Source organism: Streptomyces sp. NPDC060028 (assembly GCF_042736725.1).
Lineage (GTDB): Bacteria > Actinomycetota > Actinomycetes > Streptomycetales > Streptomycetaceae > Streptomyces.
This window is the reverse complement of record NZ_JBHWVJ010000026.1, coordinates 1-21,859: the sequence shown is the minus strand read 5'-3', so window position 1 is coordinate 21,859 and position 21,859 is coordinate 1. Positions and strand designations below refer to the sequence as shown.

20 protein-coding genes and 1 pseudogene are annotated in these 21,859 nt (G+C 71.3%); 7 read left to right on the top strand and 14 right to left on the bottom strand.

Going from position 1 to position 21,859, the window contains the following annotated elements:
- Positions 1-361 precede the first annotated feature (361 nt).
- Positions 362-556: a hypothetical protein gene (locus ACFWBF_RS15345; RefSeq protein ID WP_385600896.1), complete on the bottom strand. Its 195-nt coding sequence runs from the start codon at positions 554-556 to the stop codon at positions 362-364.
- 747 nt (positions 557-1,303) lie between these two features.
- On the opposite strand from ACFWBF_RS15345, the gene ACFWBF_RS15340 reads away from it, so the two are divergent.
- Both ACFWBF_RS15340 and ACFWBF_RS15335 read left to right on the top strand, forming a co-directional pair.
- Positions 1,304-2,704 carry an MFS transporter gene (locus ACFWBF_RS15340; RefSeq protein ID WP_385600893.1) on the top strand — a complete coding sequence of 467 codons (1,401 nt, stop codon included), beginning with the start codon at positions 1,304-1,306 and terminating at the stop codon, positions 2,702-2,704.
- A 414-nt stretch (positions 2,705-3,118) separates the two neighbouring features.
- Entirely contained in the window at positions 3,119-3,697 is a 579-nt protein-coding gene (locus tag ACFWBF_RS15335) for a hypothetical protein (RefSeq protein ID WP_385600891.1), read from the top strand.
- Between the two features lie 158 nt (positions 3,698-3,855).
- On the opposite strand, the gene ACFWBF_RS15330 is transcribed toward ACFWBF_RS15335, so the two are convergent.
- The 12 genes from ACFWBF_RS15330 to ACFWBF_RS15275 all read right to left on the bottom strand — a co-directional run bounded on the left by ACFWBF_RS15330 (position 3,856) and on the right by ACFWBF_RS15275 (position 17,030).
- Positions 3,856-4,788 (bottom strand): sulfite exporter TauE/SafE family protein, encoded by a 933-nt coding sequence (locus tag ACFWBF_RS15330; RefSeq protein WP_385601063.1) that lies wholly within the window; start codon positions 4,786-4,788, stop codon positions 3,856-3,858.
- Between the two features lie 406 nt (positions 4,789-5,194).
- Positions 5,195-6,307 (bottom strand): LLM class flavin-dependent oxidoreductase, encoded by a 1,113-nt coding sequence (locus ACFWBF_RS15325; RefSeq protein WP_385600888.1) that lies wholly within the window; start codon positions 6,305-6,307, stop codon positions 5,195-5,197.
- An 11-nt stretch (positions 6,308-6,318) separates the two neighbouring features.
- Entirely contained in the window at positions 6,319-7,380 is a 1,062-nt protein-coding gene (locus tag ACFWBF_RS15320; protein WP_385600885.1) for an LLM class flavin-dependent oxidoreductase, read from the bottom strand.
- Complete coding sequence (locus ACFWBF_RS15315) at positions 7,377-8,753, bottom strand: NtaA/DmoA family FMN-dependent monooxygenase (RefSeq protein ID WP_385600882.1); 1,377 nt, start codon at positions 8,751-8,753, stop codon at positions 7,377-7,379. The genes ACFWBF_RS15320 and ACFWBF_RS15315 overlap by 4 nt, the downstream gene beginning before the upstream one ends.
- Before the next feature lie 23 nt (positions 8,754-8,776).
- Positions 8,777-10,000 (bottom strand): LLM class flavin-dependent oxidoreductase, encoded by a 1,224-nt coding sequence (locus tag ACFWBF_RS15310; protein WP_385600879.1) that lies wholly within the window; start codon positions 9,998-10,000, stop codon positions 8,777-8,779.
- A 321-nt stretch (positions 10,001-10,321) separates the two neighbouring features.
- Positions 10,322-11,338: a transporter substrate-binding domain-containing protein gene (locus tag ACFWBF_RS15305; RefSeq protein ID WP_385600875.1), complete on the bottom strand. Its 1,017-nt coding sequence runs from the start codon at positions 11,336-11,338 to the stop codon at positions 10,322-10,324.
- A 67-nt stretch (positions 11,339-11,405) separates the two neighbouring features.
- Positions 11,406-12,182, bottom strand: a complete 777-nt coding sequence (locus ACFWBF_RS15300; RefSeq protein ID WP_385600872.1) for an amino acid ABC transporter ATP-binding protein — start codon at positions 12,180-12,182, stop codon at positions 11,406-11,408.
- Positions 12,179-13,183, bottom strand: coding sequence for an amino acid ABC transporter permease (locus tag ACFWBF_RS15295; RefSeq protein ID WP_385600869.1), 1,005 nt, complete (start codon positions 13,181-13,183; stop codon positions 12,179-12,181). Before ACFWBF_RS15295 ends, ACFWBF_RS15300 begins: the two co-directional genes overlap by 4 nt.
- A gap of 159 nt (positions 13,184-13,342) precedes the next feature.
- Positions 13,343-14,452, bottom strand: coding sequence for an aryl-sulfate sulfotransferase (locus tag ACFWBF_RS15290; RefSeq protein WP_385600866.1), 1,110 nt, complete (start codon positions 14,450-14,452; stop codon positions 13,343-13,345).
- Between the two features lie 35 nt (positions 14,453-14,487).
- Positions 14,488-15,483 (bottom strand): ABC transporter substrate-binding protein, encoded by a 996-nt coding sequence (locus tag ACFWBF_RS15285; RefSeq protein ID WP_385600863.1) that lies wholly within the window; start codon positions 15,481-15,483, stop codon positions 14,488-14,490.
- A gap of 54 nt (positions 15,484-15,537) precedes the next feature.
- Positions 15,538-16,254: an ABC transporter ATP-binding protein gene (locus tag ACFWBF_RS15280; protein ID WP_385600860.1), complete on the bottom strand. Its 717-nt coding sequence runs from the start codon at positions 16,252-16,254 to the stop codon at positions 15,538-15,540.
- Positions 16,251-17,030 carry an ABC transporter permease gene (locus tag ACFWBF_RS15275; RefSeq protein ID WP_385600858.1) on the bottom strand — a complete coding sequence of 260 codons (780 nt, stop codon included), beginning with the start codon at positions 17,028-17,030 and terminating at the stop codon, positions 16,251-16,253. The genes ACFWBF_RS15280 and ACFWBF_RS15275 overlap by 4 nt, the downstream gene beginning before the upstream one ends.
- Before the next feature lie 140 nt (positions 17,031-17,170).
- Between ACFWBF_RS15275 and ACFWBF_RS15270 the strand changes: the two genes are divergently transcribed.
- The gene (locus ACFWBF_RS15270) at positions 17,171-17,740 is read left to right on the top strand and encodes a helix-turn-helix domain-containing protein (RefSeq protein ID WP_385600855.1); all 570 of its coding nucleotides are present in this window, start codon (positions 17,171-17,173) and stop codon (positions 17,738-17,740) included.
- Between the two features lie 172 nt (positions 17,741-17,912).
- Here the strand turns inward: ACFWBF_RS15270 and ACFWBF_RS15265 are convergent, their stop codons facing one another.
- On the bottom strand, positions 17,913-18,464 hold the full coding sequence (locus ACFWBF_RS15265; protein WP_385600853.1) for a winged helix-turn-helix domain-containing protein: 552 nt from the start codon (positions 18,462-18,464) through the stop codon (positions 17,913-17,915).
- A gap of 842 nt (positions 18,465-19,306) precedes the next feature.
- Between ACFWBF_RS15265 and ACFWBF_RS15260 the strand changes: the two genes are divergently transcribed.
- From ACFWBF_RS15260 to ACFWBF_RS15245, 4 genes and pseudogenes are all read left to right on the top strand, one after another.
- Complete coding sequence (locus ACFWBF_RS15260; protein ID WP_385600851.1) at positions 19,307-20,509, top strand: acyl-CoA dehydrogenase; 1,203 nt, start codon at positions 19,307-19,309, stop codon at positions 20,507-20,509.
- Positions 20,510-20,642: 133 nt separating this feature from the next.
- Positions 20,643-21,101 carry an RrF2 family transcriptional regulator gene (locus ACFWBF_RS15255; protein WP_385600848.1) on the top strand — a complete coding sequence of 153 codons (459 nt, stop codon included), beginning with the start codon at positions 20,643-20,645 and terminating at the stop codon, positions 21,099-21,101.
- A gap of 163 nt (positions 21,102-21,264) precedes the next feature.
- Positions 21,265-21,336, top strand: a complete 72-nt coding sequence (locus ACFWBF_RS15250; RefSeq protein ID WP_385601060.1) for a putative leader peptide — start codon at positions 21,265-21,267, stop codon at positions 21,334-21,336.
- A gap of 303 nt (positions 21,337-21,639) precedes the next feature.
- Positions 21,640-21,859: pseudogene (locus tag ACFWBF_RS15245) on the top strand (sulfate ABC transporter substrate-binding protein); the annotation flags it as partial.

Genomic DNA, 21,859 nt, shown 5'->3' with positions numbered 1-21,859 from the left:
GTGCGGCGGCCTGGCGGGCCCGCTCGCCGTGCCGCGCGTGCGCGGCCCCGTCTACCTGTCGGCCGGCAACCGGCTTCCTGCCGGTCCGGATTCCGGGGCCATGACGTCCTTTTCACCGTAGCGCCGCATCCCCACCACGGCGCGCCGAGCGAAACGAACGCCGTAACGGGTACTGCGTACCGTCGTGGGATGAACGCAAAAGCGAGCGCGACCTCCCGAGGGGACGTGATCCCTCCAGGCTCAGCGCCCGTCTGCCGTCGCCGCAGAGATGACACTGGGACCGCGGCGACGACCTCGCCGGCGCTTGTGCGGCCAACCGCGAACTCATGACCAGGTCGATTCGATCGGGCGCGCGGGGCTATCAGACGACGGCACGATCAGTCCTCTGGATTCGCAGCACGTGGTCATCCCGTTCCCAGTAGGTGTCGGGTCCCCTTGCAGAATCCGCAGGGTGCAGCGTGCTGAGCGCGCGGAAGAACCCGAACTCCTGCTCTTCGGTCTGCCGGTGAGCCTCTTCGTCCGGAACCATGGGCGCGGACACGTAGTCCAGTCTCACCAACCGTCCTTGGTACTTCGGTCCGTGGCCCCGCGAACGTGGGCCGTCACAGACAGCGGGTCACACCGGCTTCAACGACCTCATCCCTCCCCCTCCATGGGCGGGGAAGGGATGGATGCGGGCGGCTGCGGCGCCGGCCCCGGTGGCCGAAAAGCCACCCGTTCACGAGCCGTGTGGAGCTCTCAGACGGCCGAGCGAGCAGCCAGTCGGCGACCGCCGCTGCGATGGGCAGGCCCGTCTCGGTCTCGGACCCGTACCAGGAGAAGCCCGGCGACGGGTTGACCTGGTAGCAGGCAATCCGGACGTCCGGGAGGAACCTGAGGCGGAGGGCGTCACCGACAACGGTGTCTACCCCCCGTCCTGCTCCGCCCTGGCCGAACTCCTCAACGTGAACGTCCCAGCGGAATCAGCCCAACTCAGGCCCGCGCCCGCACCGATGGCGTCCGGAAGTCATGCCCGCCGTGGCCAGGACGACTCCCCCACCCGTCTGGCGAGGGGCGGGCGAACGATGAACCACCACCGACCCTTCCAGAGCGGTGGTGCGGTCGCCCGTGGCGTCGGGCCCGGCCGGCCGATCACCCGGTTGCCGCACGCCTGTGACGGCGGTCCTGTGCGGGGGCAGAGATTCGGTGGGGTTTGTTCCCGACCCGAATCCGTCCACGGCCCCTGAGGAGCCCCATGCCAAGTGCTCCGCCCACACTCAGTACCGAACCCGCACCGTCCACGCGCCGCGGCGCATGGACGGCGATGATCCTGGTGATCGCCTGCGCGGCCCAGTTCGTGGTCGTGCTGGACGTCTCGATCGTGAACGTCGCCCTCCCGGACATGAAGGCCTCCCTCGGCCTGAGCCCGGCCGGGCAGCAGTGGATCGTCAACGCCTACACCCTCGGCTTCGCCGGGCTGCTGCTCCTGGGCGGCCGAGCCGCCGACCTGGTCGGCGCCCGCCGCACCTTCCTCGTCGGCCTCGGCGTCTTCACCACCGCCTCGCTCGCCTGCGCGCTCGCCGCCGACGGTACGACGCTGATCGCGGCCCGAGCGATCCAGGGCATCGGGGGCGCGATCCTCGCCCCCGCCACCCTGACGCTGATCATGACCACCTTCACCGAGCCCCGCGCCCGCACCCGCGCGATGGGCGCCTGGAGCTCGGTCAACGCCGTCGGCGGCGCGGCCGGTGCGGTGATCGGCGGGCTCCTGACCGAGTACACCGGTTGGCGCTGGGTCTTCTTCGTCAACGTTCCCATCGGGATCGCGATCCTCACCGCCGCACTCCTTTACGCGCCCGCCGTGCACGGCAGCCACGGCGGCCTGAGCCGCCTGGACGTGCCCGGCGCACTGTCGGTCACCGTAGGCCTGACCGCCCTGGTCTACGGGATCATCTCCACCGAGAGCTCATCCTGGGCCTCCCCCCAGGTCTGGGCCGCCCTCGCCCTCGGCATCCTGCTCCTGGCCGCCTTCGCCGTCATCGAGTTGAAGGTCGCCGCCCCGCTGGTTCCCTTCTCCGTCCTGCGTCGCCGCACCTTGGCCGTCGCCAACCTGGTCATGATCTGCGTGGGTTCCGCGATGCTCGCGATGTGGTTCCTGCTCTCCCTCTACATGCAGCAGGTCCTCGGCTTCACCGCCCTGAAGACCGGCCTGTGGTTCCTGCCCGGCTGCCTCGCGGTCATCCTCGGCACCCGGACCTCCACCCACCTCGTCCGCCGCACCGGCCCACGCCCCCTGCTGGTCACCGGCATGGCCATCAGCACCCTCGGCTTCCTGTGGCTCTCGCGCATCGCCGTGGGCGGCGTCTTCACCACCGACGTGGCCGCGCCCTTCGTGCTCTGCGCCCTCGGTCTGGGACTGGCCATGCTGCCCGTCACCGCCGCAGCCACCGCCGGCATCCACCCGCGCGAAGCGGGACTGGCCTCCGGGCTGGTCAACACCTCCCGCCAGGTCGGCGGCGCACTCGGCCTCGCGATCCTCGCCGCCGTCGCCTCCCACGCCGCCGGCGACCACTTCAGCCCCGGCGTGCAAGCCCTCACTGCCGGCTACGGCCACGCCTTCCTCCTCGCAGCCCTCTTCACCGCCGGCGCGGCCGTCGGCTCCCTCTTCCTCCCCGGCCACCCCACCCCCGCGGGCCCCGGCCCCACGCCTGGCGGGACGGAATGACCGTTTCGTAGCCCCTGCACCCCCGTACACGCCGAACCCCGCGCTCAACTGCGGCGCGGGGTGCAGTCGAGGTCCGTCCGGTCAAGGGGCACACCGGCGCCTCCTCCCGCAGGGCGGCACAGGCCGGATACGGGCATGCACGGAATTCCGGCGCGGCCCCGGACACGGCCGCTACGAGGTCCTGCAGCGCTTGGCCGCCATTCGGTGCCGCATTCTCGTGCGTCGTGTTCCGCGTCTTCCGCGGCATCGGAGTTCTGTGGACTGGACATTGCAGTTCCCCCTGCGGACCGATCGCGAAACGGTCCTTGGTTCGTTCGAGGCAGGAGGTCAGCCGTCCGGTCCGGCTGTGTGGCGGGGCCGCCGGGCGCGGGACATCCTGCTCACTACAAGCCCCCCCCACCGAGGAGTCCGCGCATGGTCCGCAGTCCCGCCCCGGCCCTCGCAGCGGCCGCCGCTCTCGCCCTCGCGGCCGTCGCCGCCCCGGCCTCCGCGTCCCCTGCCGGCATCGACGCCGGCAGGGCCGGCGCCGACCGCGCGACCACCTACCGCGCGACCGCCCCGTTCCAGCGGCATGCCGCCGCGGTGAGGGCGGGCTACGTCCCGGACAAATACTGCATCGAGGACCGGGCGGGATCGGGCGCTCTCGGCTACCCGCACTTCAACCACGCGTACGACAACTCCGTCGACCCGGCGAAGCCCGCCGCGCTCTACTACGAGGACGACGGGCTCGGGGGCAAACGCCTCGTCGGCGTCCAGTGGGTCGTCTATGACCGCGACCAGGACATGGGGACGGACGACGACCGCCCGAAGCTGTTCGGCCGGCCCTTCACCGGCCCACATCTCGGCCATTTCCCCGGCCAGCCCGTCCACTACGCCCTGCACCTGTGGCTCTGGAAGAAGAACCCCTCGGGAACGTTCGGGACGTACAACCCGGAAGTCGCCTGCCTTCCCGGTACCACCCGGCCGAAGCCGCCCGCGCCCCCATCCACCTGACCTGGGCTTTTGTTCATTGCCGAGGCGGCCGTGGCGCGAGTGTGAACGCGGCGATCACAGCGGCGCGGTCTCGCTCCAGACCCCGGGTGTAGGCGTGCAGGTGCGGCAGATCGGGCTACGTGGACCTGGGCAACCCCTCTTGCCGACAGGGACTGTGGCTACTTGTGGCGGGCGACCTTGACGGCTGAGATCAGCAGGATGATCGCGAGGCCGGGGATGAGGACCAGGTCGAGGATCACGCCGAGGAGGAGTCCGCCGAGGAGTGCGCCGGCGATCGAGCCGGTGGCCATGAGGGCGGCGAAGCGCAGGTTGGCGCCGAGGACGGCGAAGCTGCCGTCGCGGCTGTAGCGGGCGAACGCGACGAGCATCGTGGGCAGGGATACCAGCAGGGACAGGCTTCCGGCCAGCTTGATGTCCGCGCCGAACAGCAGCACGATCGTGGGGATCAGCAGTTCACCGCCGGCGACGCCCATGATCGCGGCGACTACGCCGATACCGAATCCGGCCACCACTCCGGCGCTCACCTGGACCGGTCCCGGAAGGTCGAGGGATCCGAGGGCGGTGGTGTGGGTCAGGGCGAGGGCGGCGGCCATGGCGACCATGAGGATCGCGAGGACCTTGTAGAGGGTGGCGGACCGCATCCGTACTGCCCACGAGGCTCCTGCCCATGCGCCGAGCAGGCTTCCGGCCAGGAGGTTGGCCGCGATCGTCCAGTGGGCGCCGAGGTCGCCGAAGGAGACCGCGGCGAGGCGGGCGGGCAGGGCGGTGATCACGACGACGAGGCTCATCGCCTTGTTGAGGATGACGGCCGACAGGGCCGCGAATCCGAACATGCCGATCAGCAACGGCAGGCGGAACTCCGCGCCGCCGAGGCCGATCATGCCGCCGAGCACGCCCACCATCGCGCCGGCTGCGAACACGAGCGGTGCCGACCGCGCTCGCGCGGTCCCCGCCAGCGTCTTGACCGATGCCAAGTCGATCACGTCGTTCCCCCCTGCATGCTGCGGGCCTGGACGCTCCACCGAGCAGCTCAACGCCGCGGCGAGCCCGAGCGCCACCGTCACCGAAGGGGCCTGCCGGCCGGACTCCACCGCCGCGACCGACTGCCACGACACACCCGCAGCCGCCGCTCCCGTACCCGTTCACCAGCCACGTCAAGAAGGTAGCGGCCTGCCCCTGTCCGAGGACAAGAGGAGGGCCTGATGTTCAGCCACAACTACAGAATCACCATGGACGCCGGACTGAGGGTTGGGAGGAAGCCACAGCACGGTTGACCCGCAAGTGGCCTGAGCAGCGCTCCGCAAGGATCACCACGAGGTTCGGAGTCGCCGTACCGGCGGTCGTCGCGGCCTGGGCTGCCCGCGCCGCCGCCTGGGCCTGCGGCGCGGCGGGGAGCGCGGCGGGGAGCGCGGCGGGGAGCGCGGCGGGGCCGAGGGTGGCCGCGGACCCGGCGAGGAAGTGGCGGCGGGTGGGGCATCAGGGGGGTCGGCAGGTGCGTCAACGGCGCTGCCACTCCTCGGCCAGCAGCCGGTAGGAGCGGACCCGGTCCGCGTGGTCGTGCGTGATGGTGGTGATCAGCAACTCGTCCGCTCCGGTGGCCTCTTGGAGCCGATCCAGGTGATCGGCGACGGTCCGTGCCGAGCCGACGAACTGGGTGTCCACCCGGTCGGCGACGAGTTCCCGGTCCGCCTCCGTCCAGGGCAGGGCGCGCGCCTCGGCGGGCGTGGGGAAGGGGATGGCGCCCTCGCCGGTACGTATGCTGCGCACCCAGGGCGCGTACCCGGTGGCCAGTTCGCGGGCGGTCGCGTCGTCCTCGGCGACGACGACATCGGCGGACACCGTCAGGTACGGCCGGTCCAGCTCGGCAGACGGTTTGAACGCGGCCCGGTAGCCCTCGGCCGCCTCCAGCACCGAGGCGGGACTGACGTGGTAATTGGCGGCGAACCGCAGCCCGTTGCGGCCTGCGCTCTCCGCGCTGACTCCGCCGCTGCTGCCCAGGATCCACACCTGTACGTCGGCCCCCTCCCCCGGGACGGCATGTGCCTCCACCCCCTCCGGGGAGCGGTAGTCGCCCCGCAGCAGTGCGAGGACGTCGTCGACCTGCTCGGCGTAGTCCTGCGGCTGGGCACCGGGCAGGTTCAGCAGCCTCTGCTGGAGCGCGACCCGCGGATGACCCAGCAGGTGCGCGAAGGAGAACCGGGCCGGGATGCGCAACCCGTTCGGGGTGTACCCCTCGAACGGAGGGACCTGCGAAGTCCGCTGCTGCGGCCTGCCGGCCGAGCGGCCCAGGCCCAGGTCCAGGCGCCCGGGGTGCAGCGCGTCGATCAGGCCGAACTCCTCGACCGTGGACAGCGCGGTGCGGTGCCCGAGCTGGACGGCGCCGGAACCGAGCCGGATGGTGTTGGTCGCGGAGGCGGTGAGCGCGAGGACGACCGCCGGGGAGGTCCCGGCGACCCCCGGATTGAGGTGGTGCTCGGCGAACCAGTAGCGGGCGTAGCCGAACGCCTCCGTCTGCCGGGCGAGATCGATGCTGCGGTGCAGGGCCTCGGCGGCGGTGGAACCGGACGAGACCGGGACGAGGTCGAGGACCCCGAGGGGGATGCCGGACATGGCCGGGCTCCTTAAAGATCGGGGAAGGAAGGGTCGGGGAAGGAAGGGTCGGGGATCTCGCGGCGCAACACCGGGGCGATCTGCGACTGGAAGAGCTCGAGCGAGGCGCGGTGCTCCGCGGGGGTGAGCCCGTTCGGCTCCGCCTGGAGGTGCAGGACCGTGTGGCCGAACGCCTCGTGGTAGCGGTGGACCTTCTCGATCACCTGCTGGGGGCTGCCGATCAGCGCCGAGCTCCGCTCGACGAAGTCCTCCATCGTTGCGAAAACGGGGGTGATTCCCTGCCGTTCGTGGGCGGCGAGGTATCGGGCGAACGCCGGCCGGTACGCCGCCACCGCCTGCTGCGAGGTGGGGGCCGCGTGGTAGCCGGCCGTGCCCGCGCCCACGACGGCGTGCGCCGGATCGTGCCCGTGGTGCTCCCAGCGCTCGCGGTAGTGGCGGATCAGCTCGGCGTACGGGCCGATCGGGTGGGTCACGTTCGCCGAGAAGAGCGGGTCTGCGTAGCGCGCCGCGAGGTCGACGGACTCCCGGCTGGTCGCACTGCCGTGCCAGACCCGCAGGGCCGGCTGGAAGGGCCTCGGCAGCACCTCGGCGCCGGCCAGCGCGGGGCGGAAGCGCGGCTCGGCGCTCACCTTGTCCTCGCGCCAGATGCGTCGGAACAGCTCGTAGCCCTCGGCGTTGCGCTCCCACTGGTCCTCGGGCGTCACGTGGAACAGCTCGCGCTGGGCCGTACCGTTGCCCTTGCCGATCATCAGCTCCAGGCGGCCGTCGGAGAGGTGGTCGAGCGTCGCGTAGTCCTCGTACGCGCGCACCGGGTCCAGCAGGCTCAGCGTGGTCACGGCGGTGAACAGCCGGATCCGGCGGGTCAGCGCGGCGATGTGGCTGAGCACCACCGGCGGCGAGGACGACAGGAACGGCCGCTCGTGGCGCTCGCCGACCCCGAAGCCGTCGAAGCCGAGCTCTTCCGCGAGCAGCGCGGCGGCGACCACCTCGCGGAACCGCTCACGGGTGGGTGTGAGGGCGCCCGTCACCGGATCCGCGGAGTCCGTGATCAGGGTGATGGCCAGGAACTTCACGAGGCCTCGACCTGCCCGGCCGCCACGCCGGGCACGGAGAGCCCGAGGTGGTCGCGCAGGGTGGTGCCCTCGTACTCGGCGCGGAAGACACCGCGTTCCTGGAGCAGCGGGACGACGGTGTCCGCGAATCCGTCCAGGCCACCCGGAGTGATGTGGGGGACCAGGATGAACCCGTCGGCCGCGTCCGCCTGCACCAGATCGTTGATCGACTCGGCGACCGTGGCGGCGGAGCCTACGAAGGTCTGGCGGGACGTGGTCGCGATGACGAGTTCGCGGATCGACAGCTTCTTGGCCTCGGCGAGCTCGCGCCACTGCCGGGCGGTTTCGAGCGGGTCACGGAACTGGCGGACGCTCGCCCGGCCGAGGGCGATCGTGTTCTCACCGACCACCGGGTCGACGGCAGGCAGCGGGCCGTCCGGGTCGTAGGCGGACAGATCCCGGTTCCAGACGTGCTCCAGGTACTTGATCGCGGTCTGCCCGCTGACCTGGAGGCGGCGTACCTCGTGGGCGAGCTCGTGTGCCTCGGCGTCGGTGTCGCCGAGTACGAAGGTGGCTGCGGGCAGGATCTTCAACTGGTGCGGTGAACGCCCATACTTGGCCAAGCGGCCCTTGACGTCGGCGTAGAACTCCCGGCCCTCGTCGAGCGTCCCGTACCGGCCGAAGATCGCGTCGGCGCTGGAGGCGGCGAACTCGCGGCCCTCGTCGGAGTCGCCCGCCTGGAAGATCACCGGCCGGCCTTGCGGGCTGCGCGGCACGTTGAAGTGGCCTTCGATGTCGAAATGCCGCCCCTGGTGGGCGAAGGCCCCGGCCCGTGCGTCCCGCAGGAAGGCGCCCGACCCTGCGTCGGCGACGACCTCGGAGCCGTCCCAGGAGTCGAACAGCTCGGTCGCGGTGGCCAGGAACTCCTTGGCCCGGCTGTAGCGCTCATCGCGCGGCAGGAATCCGCCGCGCCGGAAGTTCTCACCGGTGAAGGCGTCCCAGGAGGTGACGACGTTCCAGGCGGCCCGGCCCTCGGAAAGGTGGTCCAGCGAGGCGAACTGGCGGGCCACCTCGTAGGGCTCGTTGAAGGTGGAGTTGATCGTCCCGGTCAGCCCGAGGCGCTCGGTGACGGCCGCCAGGGCGGCGAGCACGGTGAAGGTGTCGGGACGACCGACGACGTCCAAGTCGTATATCTTTCCGCCCTGTTCGCGCAGCCGCAGCCCTTCGGCGAGGAAGAGGAAGTCGAACTTGGCGCGTTCGGCGGTCTGCGCGAAGTGGACGAACGAGTCGAAGTCGATGTGGCTGCCGGCCGCCGGGTCGCTCCACACGGTGGTGTTGTTGACGCCGGGGAAGTGGGCCGCGAGATGGATCTGCTTGAGCGGTCTGCTACTCATGATGGGTCCTTCCGGGGCCGGGATCAGGCGGCGGGGCGGGCGGCGTAGCGGCCGGCCGGGCGCTCCAGGCCCAGCAGTCCGCGCAGGGTGTCCGCCTCGTACGCGCGGCGGAAGACTCCGCGCCGCTGGAGCTCCGGTACCAGCCCCCGGGTGATCGCGGGCAGGTCGTGGGCGAGTGCGCCGGGCCGCAGCCGGAAGCCCGACAGGCCGACCGTCCGCCAGTCCTGGAGCAGGTCCGCCAGCTGCGCCGTGGTCCCGGTGAAGATCGCCGTGTCACTGCTGTACGAGGCGCCCGCGAGTGCGTCCAGGCGGCTGCGGCGCGCTTCGGCCGCCGGGGCGTCCTCGTCCAGGAACACGGTGAGGTCTGCGAAGAGGTGCAGCGGCTGCGCCGAGAGCCCGGCGGATTCCCGGGCCTGCCGGATCTCCGTGACCGCGGCGCGGGCCCCGTCGGCGTCGCGCGGGGCGATGTACCCGACGTCGGAGGACCGGGCGATGAGGCCGTACGCCGCGCTGCCGTCGCCGGGGGCGCCGACAGTGCTCGCCGCGGTGACAACGGGCTGCCCCTGCGGCGGGCGCGGGGTGATCGACGGCCCCCGGACGCTGAAGTGACGGCTCTCGAAGTCGATGTGGTGCAGCTTGTCGCGGTCGATGAACCGGCCGGTGGCCACGTCCCGGATCTCGGCGTCGTCGTCCCAGCTGTCCCACAGCCGCCGGATCACCTCGATGTGGTCGGCGGTCTCCTCGTAGGACTCCGCATCGGGGAGCGGGACCGCACGGCGTCCGAAGTGCCGGGCTTCGTACGCACGTCGTGACGCCTGGATGCGCAGGCCCGCACGTCCGCGGCTGACGTGGTCCAGGGTGGCGATCGCCTTGGATATGTGGAAGGGCTCGGTGTGGGTGGCGGTCACGGCCGGAACCAGTCCGATGTGCCGGGTCAACGGTGCGACGCGGGCGGCGGTGAGTACCGCGTCCAGCCTCCCGCGGACCTGGTCCGTGCGCCCGTCGGGCCCGTCCGCCGAGGACGACTGGAGGGCGAGGGAGTCCTCGAAGGTGACGAAGTCGAGCAGTCCGGCTTCGGCCTCGGCCACGGCGTCGGCCCAGTAGCGGGCCGTGAAGAGTTCACCGGGCCGGGCACCCGGCTCGCGCCATGCGGCAGGGTGCCAGCCCGCGCCGTCGAGCGCGACGGCGAGGTGCAGCGGTTCGGATGACGCTGATGTGAATGCGGATGCGGGCGGGGGTGAGGGCACGTCGAATTATGCCTTCCTGATCGGCCGTACGAAAAGGAGGCCGATGCGCGTCACGAATATGAGGGCGTATGAGCGGGCGGGGAAGAGGCCCGTTACCAATGTCTCTTCGAAACGCTACGCTTGATAGCGGTGCCATACAATGACCTGAATATTAAGAGAAGTTGGCAGCGGTGTTGCCGGGTGCGCGGACCGCCACGCAGGACGGGCGGCGGCGCCGGGTGAAGCCGTGTCCAGGCTCATACCCGTAATCGTCGTGCCGGGACCTGCTTTCGTGCTCATGGGGCGGGCTCTCCGTCCGTGGCGCGGCCCAGGGCCGGGGATTCAGGAGTTGGTCACCGGCAGGCCCGGCGGGTCGACCTCCGAGGTGGTGACGGCCTCGTCGGACAGGTTCCAGGCGCCGAGCAGCTGCGCGTACTGGCCGTTCTTGATCAGGTGGTTGATCGCCTCTGCCACCGGCTTGGCAAGCCCGCTGTCCTTCTTCGCGGTCGCGGCGATCAAACCCTGGAGGGACTCGCCGGCGCCGGAGAAAGATCCCGCGCTGCGGGTGGGGGCGTTGCCGCTCGCCGTCTGGGTGGTGTGGTAGGCGATGGCCGGGTTCGGGCCGAAGCTGAGGTCGATCTTCTTGCCGCTCAGGGCCAGGTAGGTGCTGTTGGCATCGGGGAAGTACTTGACGGTGATGTCCTTGCCCTCGGCCCGGAGCTTCTTCTGCCACTCCAGCAGGATCTTCTCCTGGTTGGTGCCCGAGCTGACCGCGACCGTCCTTCCCGCGAGATTGCGGTAGTCGCCGCCGAAGTTCCAGGCGTTGTCCTTCAACGTCTCGAAGGCCAGGTTGTCCTGCCGGTAGGAGGCGAACTCGTACTTCTTCTTGCGCTCCTCCGTGACCGTGACGTTCGTGAAGGCCACGTCCACCTTGCCGCTGTCGATGCCGACGAAGAGGTTCTCCCAGGTGGAGTTCTTCACCACCGGCGCCAGCCCGAGCGTCGCGGCCACCAGGCGTCCGAGGTCGGGTTCCGCTCCGGTCAGGGTCTTCTGGTCGGTGCCGACGTACGCCAGCGGCGGGAAGCCGGCGGGCAGCGCGCCGACCCCGATGACGAGTTCGCCGCGCTCACGGACGTCGGCGGGCAGCAGGGCGCGCAGGGACTCGACCACCGGGACGGACAGCTCGGCCTGCCGGGCGGCGCCGTTGGACACCGCGCCGACGGTGACCTTGCCGGAGCCAGATCCGGTCGCCTCGGCGTCGCCCCCGCACGCGGTGAGGCCGGAGGTGAGCGCCACGGTGGCGGTGGCGGCGCCGAGGCCGCGGACGAATCTGGTGCGCAGGGAGCGTCGGCGTTGCATGGTGTTCCTTTTCGGGTCGGGAAGGACTGGTGGGGCGGGGGTGGGGCGGGGGTGGGCCGCGGCGGAGTCAGAGCACCTTGCTCAGGAACTCCCGCGTACGGGGGTGGGCGGGCCGGTCCAGCACTTGCTCGGGCGGGCCCTGTTCGACGATGCGGCCGCCGTCGAGGAAGACGACCTCGTCGGCAACCTCGCGGGCGAAGCCGATCTCGTGCGTGACGATGACCAGCGTGGTGCCGCCGGTGGCCAGGTCCTTGATCACGGACAGCACCTCGCCGACGAGTTCGGGGTCGAGCGCGGAGGTGGGTTCGTCGAAGAGGATGACTCCCGGCCGCAGCGCGAGGGCGCGGGCGATGGCCACGCGCTGCTGCTGGCCGCCGGACAGTTGTCGCGGGTAGGCGCCGGTCCGGTCGCCGAGCCCCACGCGCTCCAGGAGTTCGCGCGCCAGCGCCCGGGCCTGTGGCCGCGGCAGCCTGCCGGTGGCCACCGGGGCCGCTGCGACGTTGTCCAGCACGGTCAGGTGCGGGAAGAGGTTGAAGTTCTGGAAGACGAAGCCGATCCGGCCGCGTTGGGCGAGGATCGCCCGCTCGCTCAGCTCCTTCAGCCGCCCGCCGTGCCGCGTTACGCCGATCAGCTCGCCGCCCACGCTGACGTATCCGGCCCCGGGCTTCTCCAGGTGGTTGATGACCCGCAGCAGGGTGGACTTGCCGGAGCCGGAGCGGCCCAGGATCGCGGTGACCGTGCCCGGCGGCAGCGTCAGGCTCACCCCGGCCAGGACCTGCCGGCCTCCGTACCACTTGTGCACGTCGTGGACCTCGATCGCGGCGGCCCGCGTGATGGTGGTCATCGCGCCGTCTCCTTGCGGAAGCGGTCCCGCAGGTCGCGCAGGCCCGTCCGGGCCCGCTGCAGGGGGGTGGGCGGTACGGTGCGCAGCGCGCCGCGCGCGTAGTACCGCTCGACGTAGAACTGGACGACCGACAGGACGCTGGTGAGGACCACGTACCAGGAGGTGGCCACCAGCAGCAGCGGCACGATGTCGCCGGAGTAGGTGCTGCCGAGGCTCTGCACCGTGCCGAACAGGTCGAGCAGCGATACGTAGAAGACCAGTGAGGTGGCCTTGACCAGCCCGATCAGCTGGTTGACGTAGGCGGGGACGATGGAGCGCAGCGCCTGGGGGAAGACGATCCGGGCGAACTGGTACCGCTTGGGCAGGCCCAGCGCGGCCGCCGCCTCGTGCTGGCCCTGGTCGACGGAGAGCAGCCCCGCCCGTACCACCTCGGCCGCGTACGCCGCTTCGCTCAGGCTCAGTCCGACGACCGCCACGACGATGTCGGTGGCCAGCCGCGACTCGTCGAAGGTGAAGAAGGCGGGCCCGAAGGGCACCCCGATGCTCAGGGTGGGGTAGAGCGCGCTGAGGTTGTAGAGGAAGAGGAGGACCACGATCAGCGGGACGGAGCGCAGCAGCCAGATGTACGTCCAGCTCACCGACCGGAGTACGGGGTTCGCGGAAAGCCTGCCGAGGGCGAGCAGGATGCCGCCCGCGAGGCCCAGCACCGCGCTGTACGCGGCCACCTGGAGGGTGATGAACAGGCCGTCCAGGATGACCGGCCGGACGAACCAGTAGGTGAACCGGTCCCACTGGTAGAAGGGATTGGCCAGCAGCCCGTGGGCGGCCTGGGAGACCAGCACCAGCACGACGGCGGCGGCGATCCACCGCCCGGGCCGGCGTAGCGGGAGGACCCGCTCCGCCGGCGTCGGCGGCCTTGGGGGCGCTGTGAGGACGAGCGATTCGGTCAAGGACACTCCAGCAGCATTCGATAAGTCGAAGAATCGAAAAGCAGCCGTCATGCCGGACAGAGGAGGCCGCTGATGTCGTTGTCTGCGGCGTAAGCTAGGCAGCCTGGAGAAGGGCTGTCAACGGTCCTGATATCGATATCCGCGGAAGCGTGCGGCAATTTCATCCGCCGTACACACAACGCCTTCCGGTGAAATGAACCGGGCCGTCGTTCACAGCCAGGGGACCTGGTCGGCTGAGTACCGGTAGGCGCGGAAGACGGAGTTCTGGGCGCCCGCCGAGGACTCCAGGCCCACGCCCTCGCCGAAGGACCGGAACTCCGGGACCACGAACTCCCAGACCACGTCCCCGCCGGGGGTCACCTCGAAGAGCCGTCCGAAGGAGCCCTCGGCGATGAAGGTGTTGCCGTTGGGAAGCCGCTGTGCACTGGACATGTACGGGCTGTAGAAGTTCTGCGGCGGGTTGTCCTCGTAGGACCACACCTCCTTGCCCGTGCGCGGGTCGAGTTCCAGCACCCGGGAGTACGGCACGGAGGTGGTGTCGCGGTAGGTGCCGTTGTCGAAGACCAGGATGTTCCCGCCCGCCAGCTCGTGAGGGTGGTGCTGCTGGGCCAGGACGTCGGGGCCGATGTGCCAGAGCACGGAACCGTCGCCGCGGTCGACGGCCACCGTGGAGGACGCGCTGCGGAAGCCGACCACGATCGAGCCGTCGGCGAGTTCGTTGACGGTGTTCGCCATCGGCCAGTGCTCGCGGGCGAAGTGCGGGTTGAGCGGGAACTCCCCGGGGTCGAGGTGCTCGATGGCGGCCCAGCGCCACACCTCCTCCCCGTCCCAGGTCAGCTCGTACACCACGTCCCCGTAGATCACCCCGCCCGCGGCTTCGGAGCCGGGTATGCCGCCCCGGATGCGAGCCGCGTCGGCCGGGTCCAGGGGTTCGACGCCGGTGACGATGAGGTTTCCGTTGCGCAGGATCGAGGCGTCGTGGTGGTGGAAGGGGTGCCGGACCTCGCGGATCACCGTGGAGTCGGGGCCCAGTTCCTGGAAGATGCCGCCGTGGTAGACGTCCCAGATGGGGAAGAGGGTCGGGCTGCTGGTGTCCTTGGCCGCGTAGAAGAGGTTGCCGTCGGGGAGGAGCTGCGCCTGGCGGCCGGGCGGGTGCGGGGAGTTCCAGGTGTGGACGGGCCGGCCCTCGATGTCGACGAGGTGGATCTCGCCGGCGCTGGTGATCGGCGTGTAGAGGGTGTACCCGCCGTAACTGCGGGCGGGGTCATGGGCGATCAGGCCGACGCCGCGGCGGCGCAGGGTGTTCTGGTCGACGGTCACGGGGAATCTCCTGTGTCGGGTGTGTCGGGTGTGGCTCAGTGGACGGTGACGGCTGCCGGGTCGACGGCCGTCAGGGGCGCAGGGTGCAGGTGGCGCAGCAGCGCGGTTCGGTCGGCGGATCCCGGCAGGCTCTGGGCGGCCTTCGCCCAGGCGGCCTCGCCCTCCAACTGGGCCAGCAGCTCCGGCGAAAGGGTCGCGCCGTAGCCGTAGCGGGGCTGGAAGGCGTCCACGTAGCCGGCCTGGAGCGCGCCCTTGGACTGGGCGAGTACGGCCTTTCGCGCGGCGGCCGGGTCGGCGGCGATCTCGCGCTGGGCCTTCAGCAGTGCCCGGAGCACGGCTGTGGTGGTCTCTTCGGTCGCCTTCGGACCCGCAACGAGCAGGGTCCGGGCCGTGTAGCCGGTGAAGGGAAGCTCGGCGTAGCGCTCGCCGAGGGCGGTGCGGGCCGGGTCGTAGAAGCCGGGGAAGGTGACACCGGCGTCGACGTCCCCTCGGGCCAGCGCCGAAGTGACCTGGTTCGGGGCGAGGTTGACCACGGTCACGTCTGCGGCCGTCAGCTGCACGGAGGCGAGCATCCGTGACAGGGCGTACTCGACGTTCGTGCCCTGCGGGACACCGACCTTGCGGCCCTTCAGCGCGGCGAAGCCGGTGATCTGCCGGTCGGTCCGGGTCAGCAGGCGCCAGTCGGAGAACCGGGACAGGTCGGCGACGATCCGCAGCTCGCGCCCGCCCAGTGCGGCCGTCACCGCGGGCAGGTCACCCACGACGCCGAGCTGCGCCTGACCGCCGAGCACGGCGTTCAGCGCGTCCCGCCCGGTGGGGTGGGTGGTCACAGTGGCGTCGATGCCCTCGGCGGACCACAGCCCGCGCTCCTGGGCCACGTAGACCGGCGCCCCGCCGAGGTGGTCGCTCGCGGCGAGGGAAACGGCGGGCGGACCGCCAACCGCAGGGCCGGAGCCGTCGGCGCAGGCCGAGGTGAGCGCGCAGAGCAGGGCCGCCGTCAACAGGGCGGCCAATGCACGGGGTCTGAGCATGGGGGAAGTCCTTCCGGGGACGGAATGCGAGCAGGGGAGGGAGTCGAGGGGGCTTCAGCCGGAGCCGAGGTGACGTGCGATCAGTGCACGCAGGTCCGGGTCCGGCGGCCCATCGGGCACGGTGTGGTCGGCCAGCACCCGCCCGGGGGTCCCGCCGAGTACGACGACCCGCTCGGCGAGGGCCAGTGCCTCGTCGATGTCGTGCGTGACGAACAGGACGGTGGTGCCGCGGCGCTGCCACAGCTCCCGCAGCAGCGTCTGCATCCGGGTCCGGGTCAGTGCGTCCAGCGCTCCGAACGGCTCGTCCATCAGCAGTACTTCGGGCTCCGCGGCCAGTGCGCGGGCCAGTGCCACACGTTGCTGCATGCCGCCCGACAACTGCGCCGGGTACTTCTCGGCGCCGTCCGCCAGCCCCACCTCGGCCAGTGCCGCGAGGGCGCGCCGGCGGCGCTCCGGACGTGGCAGGCCGAGCCGCTTGAGGGCGAATTCGACGTTGCCGCGGGCGGTGCGCCAGGGGAAGAGCGCGTAGTGCTGGAAGACCACGCCCCGCTCCGGGCCGGGCCCGCGCACGGGAGCGGAACCCGCCGTCACCTGCCCTTCGGCGGGCCGCACGAACCCGGCCACCAGGTTGAGAAGCGTGGACTTGCCGCACCCACTGGGCCCCAGCAGCGCTGTGAACGAGCCCGCCGGGAACTCCAGATCGGTGCGCTCCAGCACCGGGGCGGCCCCGTAGCGGACCGACAGGCCCTCCAGTCGTACTCCCAGGCTCATGAGGCGCTCCAGTGAACGAACCGGCGGCCGACCGTGGCCAGTACGAGGTCGACGGCCACGCCGAGCAGCCCGAGCACGAGCAGCCCCGCGAACATCCGGTCCACGCGCAGGAACTGCCCGTCCACCTGGAGCCGGTACGCCAGCCCGCTGTCCGCGCCGCCCAGTTCCGCCGCCACCAGGGCGAGCAGCGCCACCGAGGCCCCGTACCGCAGCGCCGCGAGCAGTGCGGGCGCGGCGGCGGGCAGCAGCACCTCGGTGAACCGCCGGTGTAGCGGCGCCCCCAGCGACCGGGCCGCCCGCAGGTGGGACGCGGGCACCCGGGAAACCCCGTCGTGGACGTACAGCCAGACGGCGAGCAGCACGGCGTACGCGATGAGCAGGCGCTTGGCGGTCTCCCCGATGCCGAACCAGGCGGTCGCGAGCGGCACCAGCGCGATGGCCGGGATCGGCCGCAGGAAGGAGATCACCGGGGCGACGGCGGCGGACAGCCGCGGCAGATGGCCGGTGGCGAAGCCCAGCGCGCTGCCGGCGAGGGCGCCCAGCGCGAAACCCTGCCCGGCACGGGCCAGGCTGGCGCCGAGATCAGCGGCCAGGATGCCGCTGCGGGCGCTGTCCACGAGCGCGGCCGCGGTCTCACCGGGCGTGGGCAGCAGCCCCGGTGCCACCGCACCGGACCGCGCGAGCAGGTACCACAGCGCGAGCACGGCACCTGCCGCGCCCAGGGCCGGGCCGAGCCGGCGCAGGGCCCGGCCGGGCGGTGAGGGGGTGGCGTGCACGGGGCGACTCCTCGTTCGGTTTCCCGGTCGTTGATAAGTGAGGTCAATAATTGACCACGCTTATGACAGGAGTGTTGCGGCCGTGCGAAGCCTCGCCGGGGCCCCCGGTCCTTGATCGGCGATGGGGTACGTTCACTTGCGTGTCTCGACCCGAACCCACGCCCGAGGCCATCGAGGTCGGCCGGGTGATCCGCAGCTGCCGCAAACAGCACGGCGTGTCCATGGCCGTCCTCGCCACCCGCTCAGGCCTCTCCCAGCCGTTCCTCAGCCAGCTCGAACGCGGCCTCGCCACCCCCAGCCTCAGCTCGATCTACCGGATCGCGGAGGCCTTGGACGTCACCCCGGGAACCTTCCTTCGACCGCCCGCCCGACCGGGTGCGGTCAGCCACGAGAGCGACCCGCAGGTGATCCGCGTCAGCGAAGCCGCCGGGCAGATCGCCCAGGTCCTCATCCCCGGCGGGCGCAGCGCGCTGATGGAGGCCTACGAGCACCACTTCGAACCCGGCCAGGGCGAGCGCGGCTGGTTCGAGCACCCCGGCGAGGACTTCCTGTACGTACTGGAGGGCGAGATCGTCCTCGAGGTCGAGGGCGAGGAGCCGCTGACCCTGCGGGCCGGCCAGAGCGCCCACCACCGGGGCGAAGTCCCGCACCGCTGTCGCCTCACGGGCCCGGCCGCCGCCCGCACTCTGCTGGTCATCGCGAATGCATAGCGCTGTGGCCCCGGTGAACCTTTCCGGTCGCAGCACTAGGTTGCGGGTGCGCCCTCATGCTCCATGGGGCAGGCCGCGGACCCGCTGCGCATGAGCCCGGACACCACCGTCCGCCGTCGGGCCGAAGCGGGCGCCGGCGGAGTTCCGGCAGGCCCCTGAACGCAAGCCACTGCTACTGGTGGTCGGGAAGGTACCTGTAGCCGACGCGGCGCACGGTGGAGATGCGGTTCCGGTAGGTGGGACCGAGCTTGCGGCGCAGCCGGGCTACGTGGACATCGACCGTACGGCCGTCGCCGATGTGCCCATAACCCCAGATGCCCGAGATGAGGGCATCACGCGTGTGAACCGTGTACGGATGGGCCACGAGGTGGGCCAGGAGGTCGAACTCCAGGTAGGTGAGATCCAGTTCGCGCCCGTCGACTTCGACCAGCCGACGTGCGCGGTCGACCCGGATGGCGTCGTCGAGCTGAACGGGGTCGGGGCGCGAGGCCAATTCGGGCTCGGGAGCCGGAAGCGTCCCGGGCTCGCGGGAATGGTTTTCCGGGCGTGCGCCGTGCGCTTTCATCAGCGCCACCGGGTCGACGTCCGCCGGCAGGAACACGAGGTATGCGACGCGGCCGCCGTCGGTCCCGTAGGCGAAGACACCGGGCGGACGGTCGCCGACCAGCTGGAGGCGCGGGGCCGGGGAACGGCGGATGGCGGGTGCGGGAATTGCGGTGGTCACGATGAGCCCCTTCGGCTGCGCGGATTGAGGTACGGACGCCGGGTGTTCGGGCATGACAGGGCAGGGGGTCTCCGTGACGGATTCGACCGGGAAGGTCGGCGCGTCGTGACGCCGGGCGGACCCGTACGGCTCAAGGGCCGGGGTCACGAAAAGCGCGGCGCACAGAAGGAAGCGGCAGCCGGAACACCGGCGCGCGTCGAGGAAATGCCCTGTCGAAGAAGCCCTAAACGGGTCGGCAGACGGCGCTGGCGACGAGACGGAAGTCAACGTGCCTGCGGCGTACGAGCAACGGCTGCGACGGGGACATGGTCACATCGTGAACTGCGCGGCGGGCGCACGTCAATACTTCCCTACTGATTGCATAGGAAAAGGCCGCACGGAGGGCCTGCCTGGCCCTGTTTGCAAGCCGGGCAGGCGCCAGGGGGACCAGCGGCGCACACGCCAGGGCCCCGTACGTGACGCACGAGCGCCGGAGCCGACGCATAGCGGCTGCCCCTGTCGCCGCTGACCTGCATCGTCTTTCATCCCGAGATCGAACTGTCCATCATGCGGTCATGCTCTTGTGGGGAAGGCCAGTTCGAGTAAGTATCCCTATCAATTCGATGGGAAAGGTGGGGATTCGCTGAGGTGCGGCTGGCCAAGACGTTGATGCTGCCGGCTCTCGCCAGGCTCGCCGCCCGGTTCATGAGCACCTTCTCCCACCCCTCCCGCGCCCCTCAGCAATCGGCCGACGCCACCCGACAACGTTCCGGAGTAGCCGACATGACCACCGCCATCCCCCATGGCACCGCCGTCCGCCCAGCCCCGCCACGCAGCGGCACCCGGGCCTGCCGGTGACGCCCATGCGGACGACACCCAGCCCCGCCGGCCACCGATCCGCCGACGAGCAGCGCCACGCGCTCCTGCGTACCGCCCGCGATGTGGCGGACGACCTCGCCGCGGACGCCATCGCCCGCGATCAGGCCGGCAAGCCGCCGACCGACGAGGCGGCCCGGCTGCGCGAGGCCGGCCTGCCGGCGGCCCTCACCCCGCCCGGGCCCGGTCGCGGGGCGGACTGGCGTACCGGATGCGCGGTCATACGGGAGATCGCCGCAGCGGACAGCTCTGTCGGCGACGTACTCGCCCGCCACTACGTACACGCCTGGAGCGGACGCTTCTACGCGAATGACCAGCACGCGACCGCCCTCGAAGAGGAGTCGGTGCGCGAGCAGTGGCTGTGGACCGGGGCGGTCCGCCCTCCCGCGCCCAACGACGACGCCGAGGGGCCGGACCTCACACTGAGGCCGCGCTCCACCGGCTACCTGCTGAACGGGCGCCGGAGCGTGGACACGGCGGTGGCCGCAGCCGACCAGATCGTGGTGGACGCCGTCTGCGCCGCGACCGGTGACGTCCTGGTCGTACGGATTCCACCCGGCGCACGGGGCGTGACCATCGAACCCGCCCACGGCCGCCTCGGACAGCGGGTCGCCGGTGCGGGCGAGGTCGCCCTGGACCGGGTCACCATCACGCCAGGGCAGGTGTTGGGCCGGCGGCCGCACGACGAGGAGTCGACCGCGCCCTTCACCGCGCTCGCGGAGCCGGCGCTCCGGCTCGCCCTGTGCCACGTCGGCCTCGGCATCGCCGAGGGCGCCCTCACCGAAGCACGCGACCTCATCAGGGGCGGCCGCGCACACCGGCTGCCCGGTGAGGACCCGGATCTCTTCCTGACGTACGGGGAACTCGCCTCCGCCGCTCAGACGGCGACCGCCGTGGTCGACCGGGCGACGGAGGCGATGGCGCAGGCTCTCGCCACAGGCGCGCAGCTCGATGCCGAGGTACCCGCGGGCGTCGCCGCTCTGGTCGCCACGGCCGAAGCCGTGACGTCGAAGGCCACCCTGCACGTCACCGCCCGGGTGCTGGAACTCGCCGACGCCCCCGGCCTGGACCGGTTCTGGCGCAACGCCCGGGTCCTGACGGCCCACCGCCCGGTCGCGCACCGCCTGCGCTCCATCGGCGAGCACTACCTCAACGGCTCCCACCGCGCGGTGGCGGCCACCTTCCGTTGACGCAGGGCACGGGCACCGCTCAGGTCGCGGATCCGCGACCTGACCCCCTCGGCTGCCGGGCACGAGTACCTGCCCGGCAGCCTGCGGCCACCCGCGACGGACGTCGGCCGAATCCATGCCGGATAATGGCGCTATGCGGATCTCAGCCAGGGCGGACTACGCGGTACGTGCCGCGCTGCAGCTTGCCGCGTCACAGGATGACGGGCCAGTGAAGGCCGAAGCCATCGCCGACGCTCAGGACATCCCACACAAGTTCCTCGAGGGCATCCTGAACGACATGCGCCGCGGCGGTCTCGTGCTCAGCCAGCGCGGCGGCAACGGCGGCTACCGGCTGGCCAAACCCGCCCAGTCCATCAGCATCGCGGATGTCATCCGCGTCGTGGACGGGCCGCTCGTATCGGTGCGCGGGGTCCGCCCACCGGACCTGTCCTACACCGGCCCCGCCCAGTCGCTGCTCCCCCTGTGGGTCGCACTGCGGGCCAACGTCCGCGAGATCCTCGACGGCGTGACACTCGCCGACGTCGCGTCAGCCGACCTGCCCTCTGACGTATCGGCGCTGGCCGATACCCCCGGGGCCTGGACCAATCCCTGACCCTCGCCCCACCTGCACTTTCTCACATCGCGAGATCTCGCCGTCCACCATGCGGTCAGCCTCTTGGGGCGGGTGTCCGCCTCTGCCAAGATGCCTACCAACCAGGTGGGAAAACTAGGAATCCAGGGAGGTGACCGTGCGAACACTGCACCACGCAGGCCGGATGCTGTCCTTGACCTCCCGCCGGCACATCGACCTGGTCCGTACGTCCAGCGCCATCTGTCAGCCCAGCTGAACACCGGCCGTTCCCGGGCCCGGCTCCGCGCGTAGTGCACCACTGGGCGCTGTCGCACTCCGCTCTGGCGTCGGCCGGGCGGGCCCCTCGGCTGACCCCGTCGACCGCGTGCCTTCGGAGCCGTCCGATGTACGGGCTCGACGTCTTTCCCCGGGGCGTCCGACACCCATCCGTTCCGCAGCCTGCGACCGCGATCCCGCCTCACCGGTCGGGAGCGGGTGCCGTGTGTGCCGTGTGCGCCGTTGGCTTCGCGTCGCCCCATCTCCGTAGCTCGTGAACCCCATCCCGTGAAAGGACACCTCCGTGTCTGCCGCAAGACCGCTCACCACCCTGCGCGCCATCGCCGTCACAGCGGCGCTTCCCCTGCTGCTCACCGCCTGCGGCTACGGTTCCGAGGCGAAGAAGGACGACGACAAGGCCAAGGTCGCGGCCACCGGCGACAAGCCGCTCTCCGCCTCCGAGGTGCGCATCGGGTACTTCCCGAACCTGACGCACGCCACCGCTCTGGTGGGCCTGCAGGAGG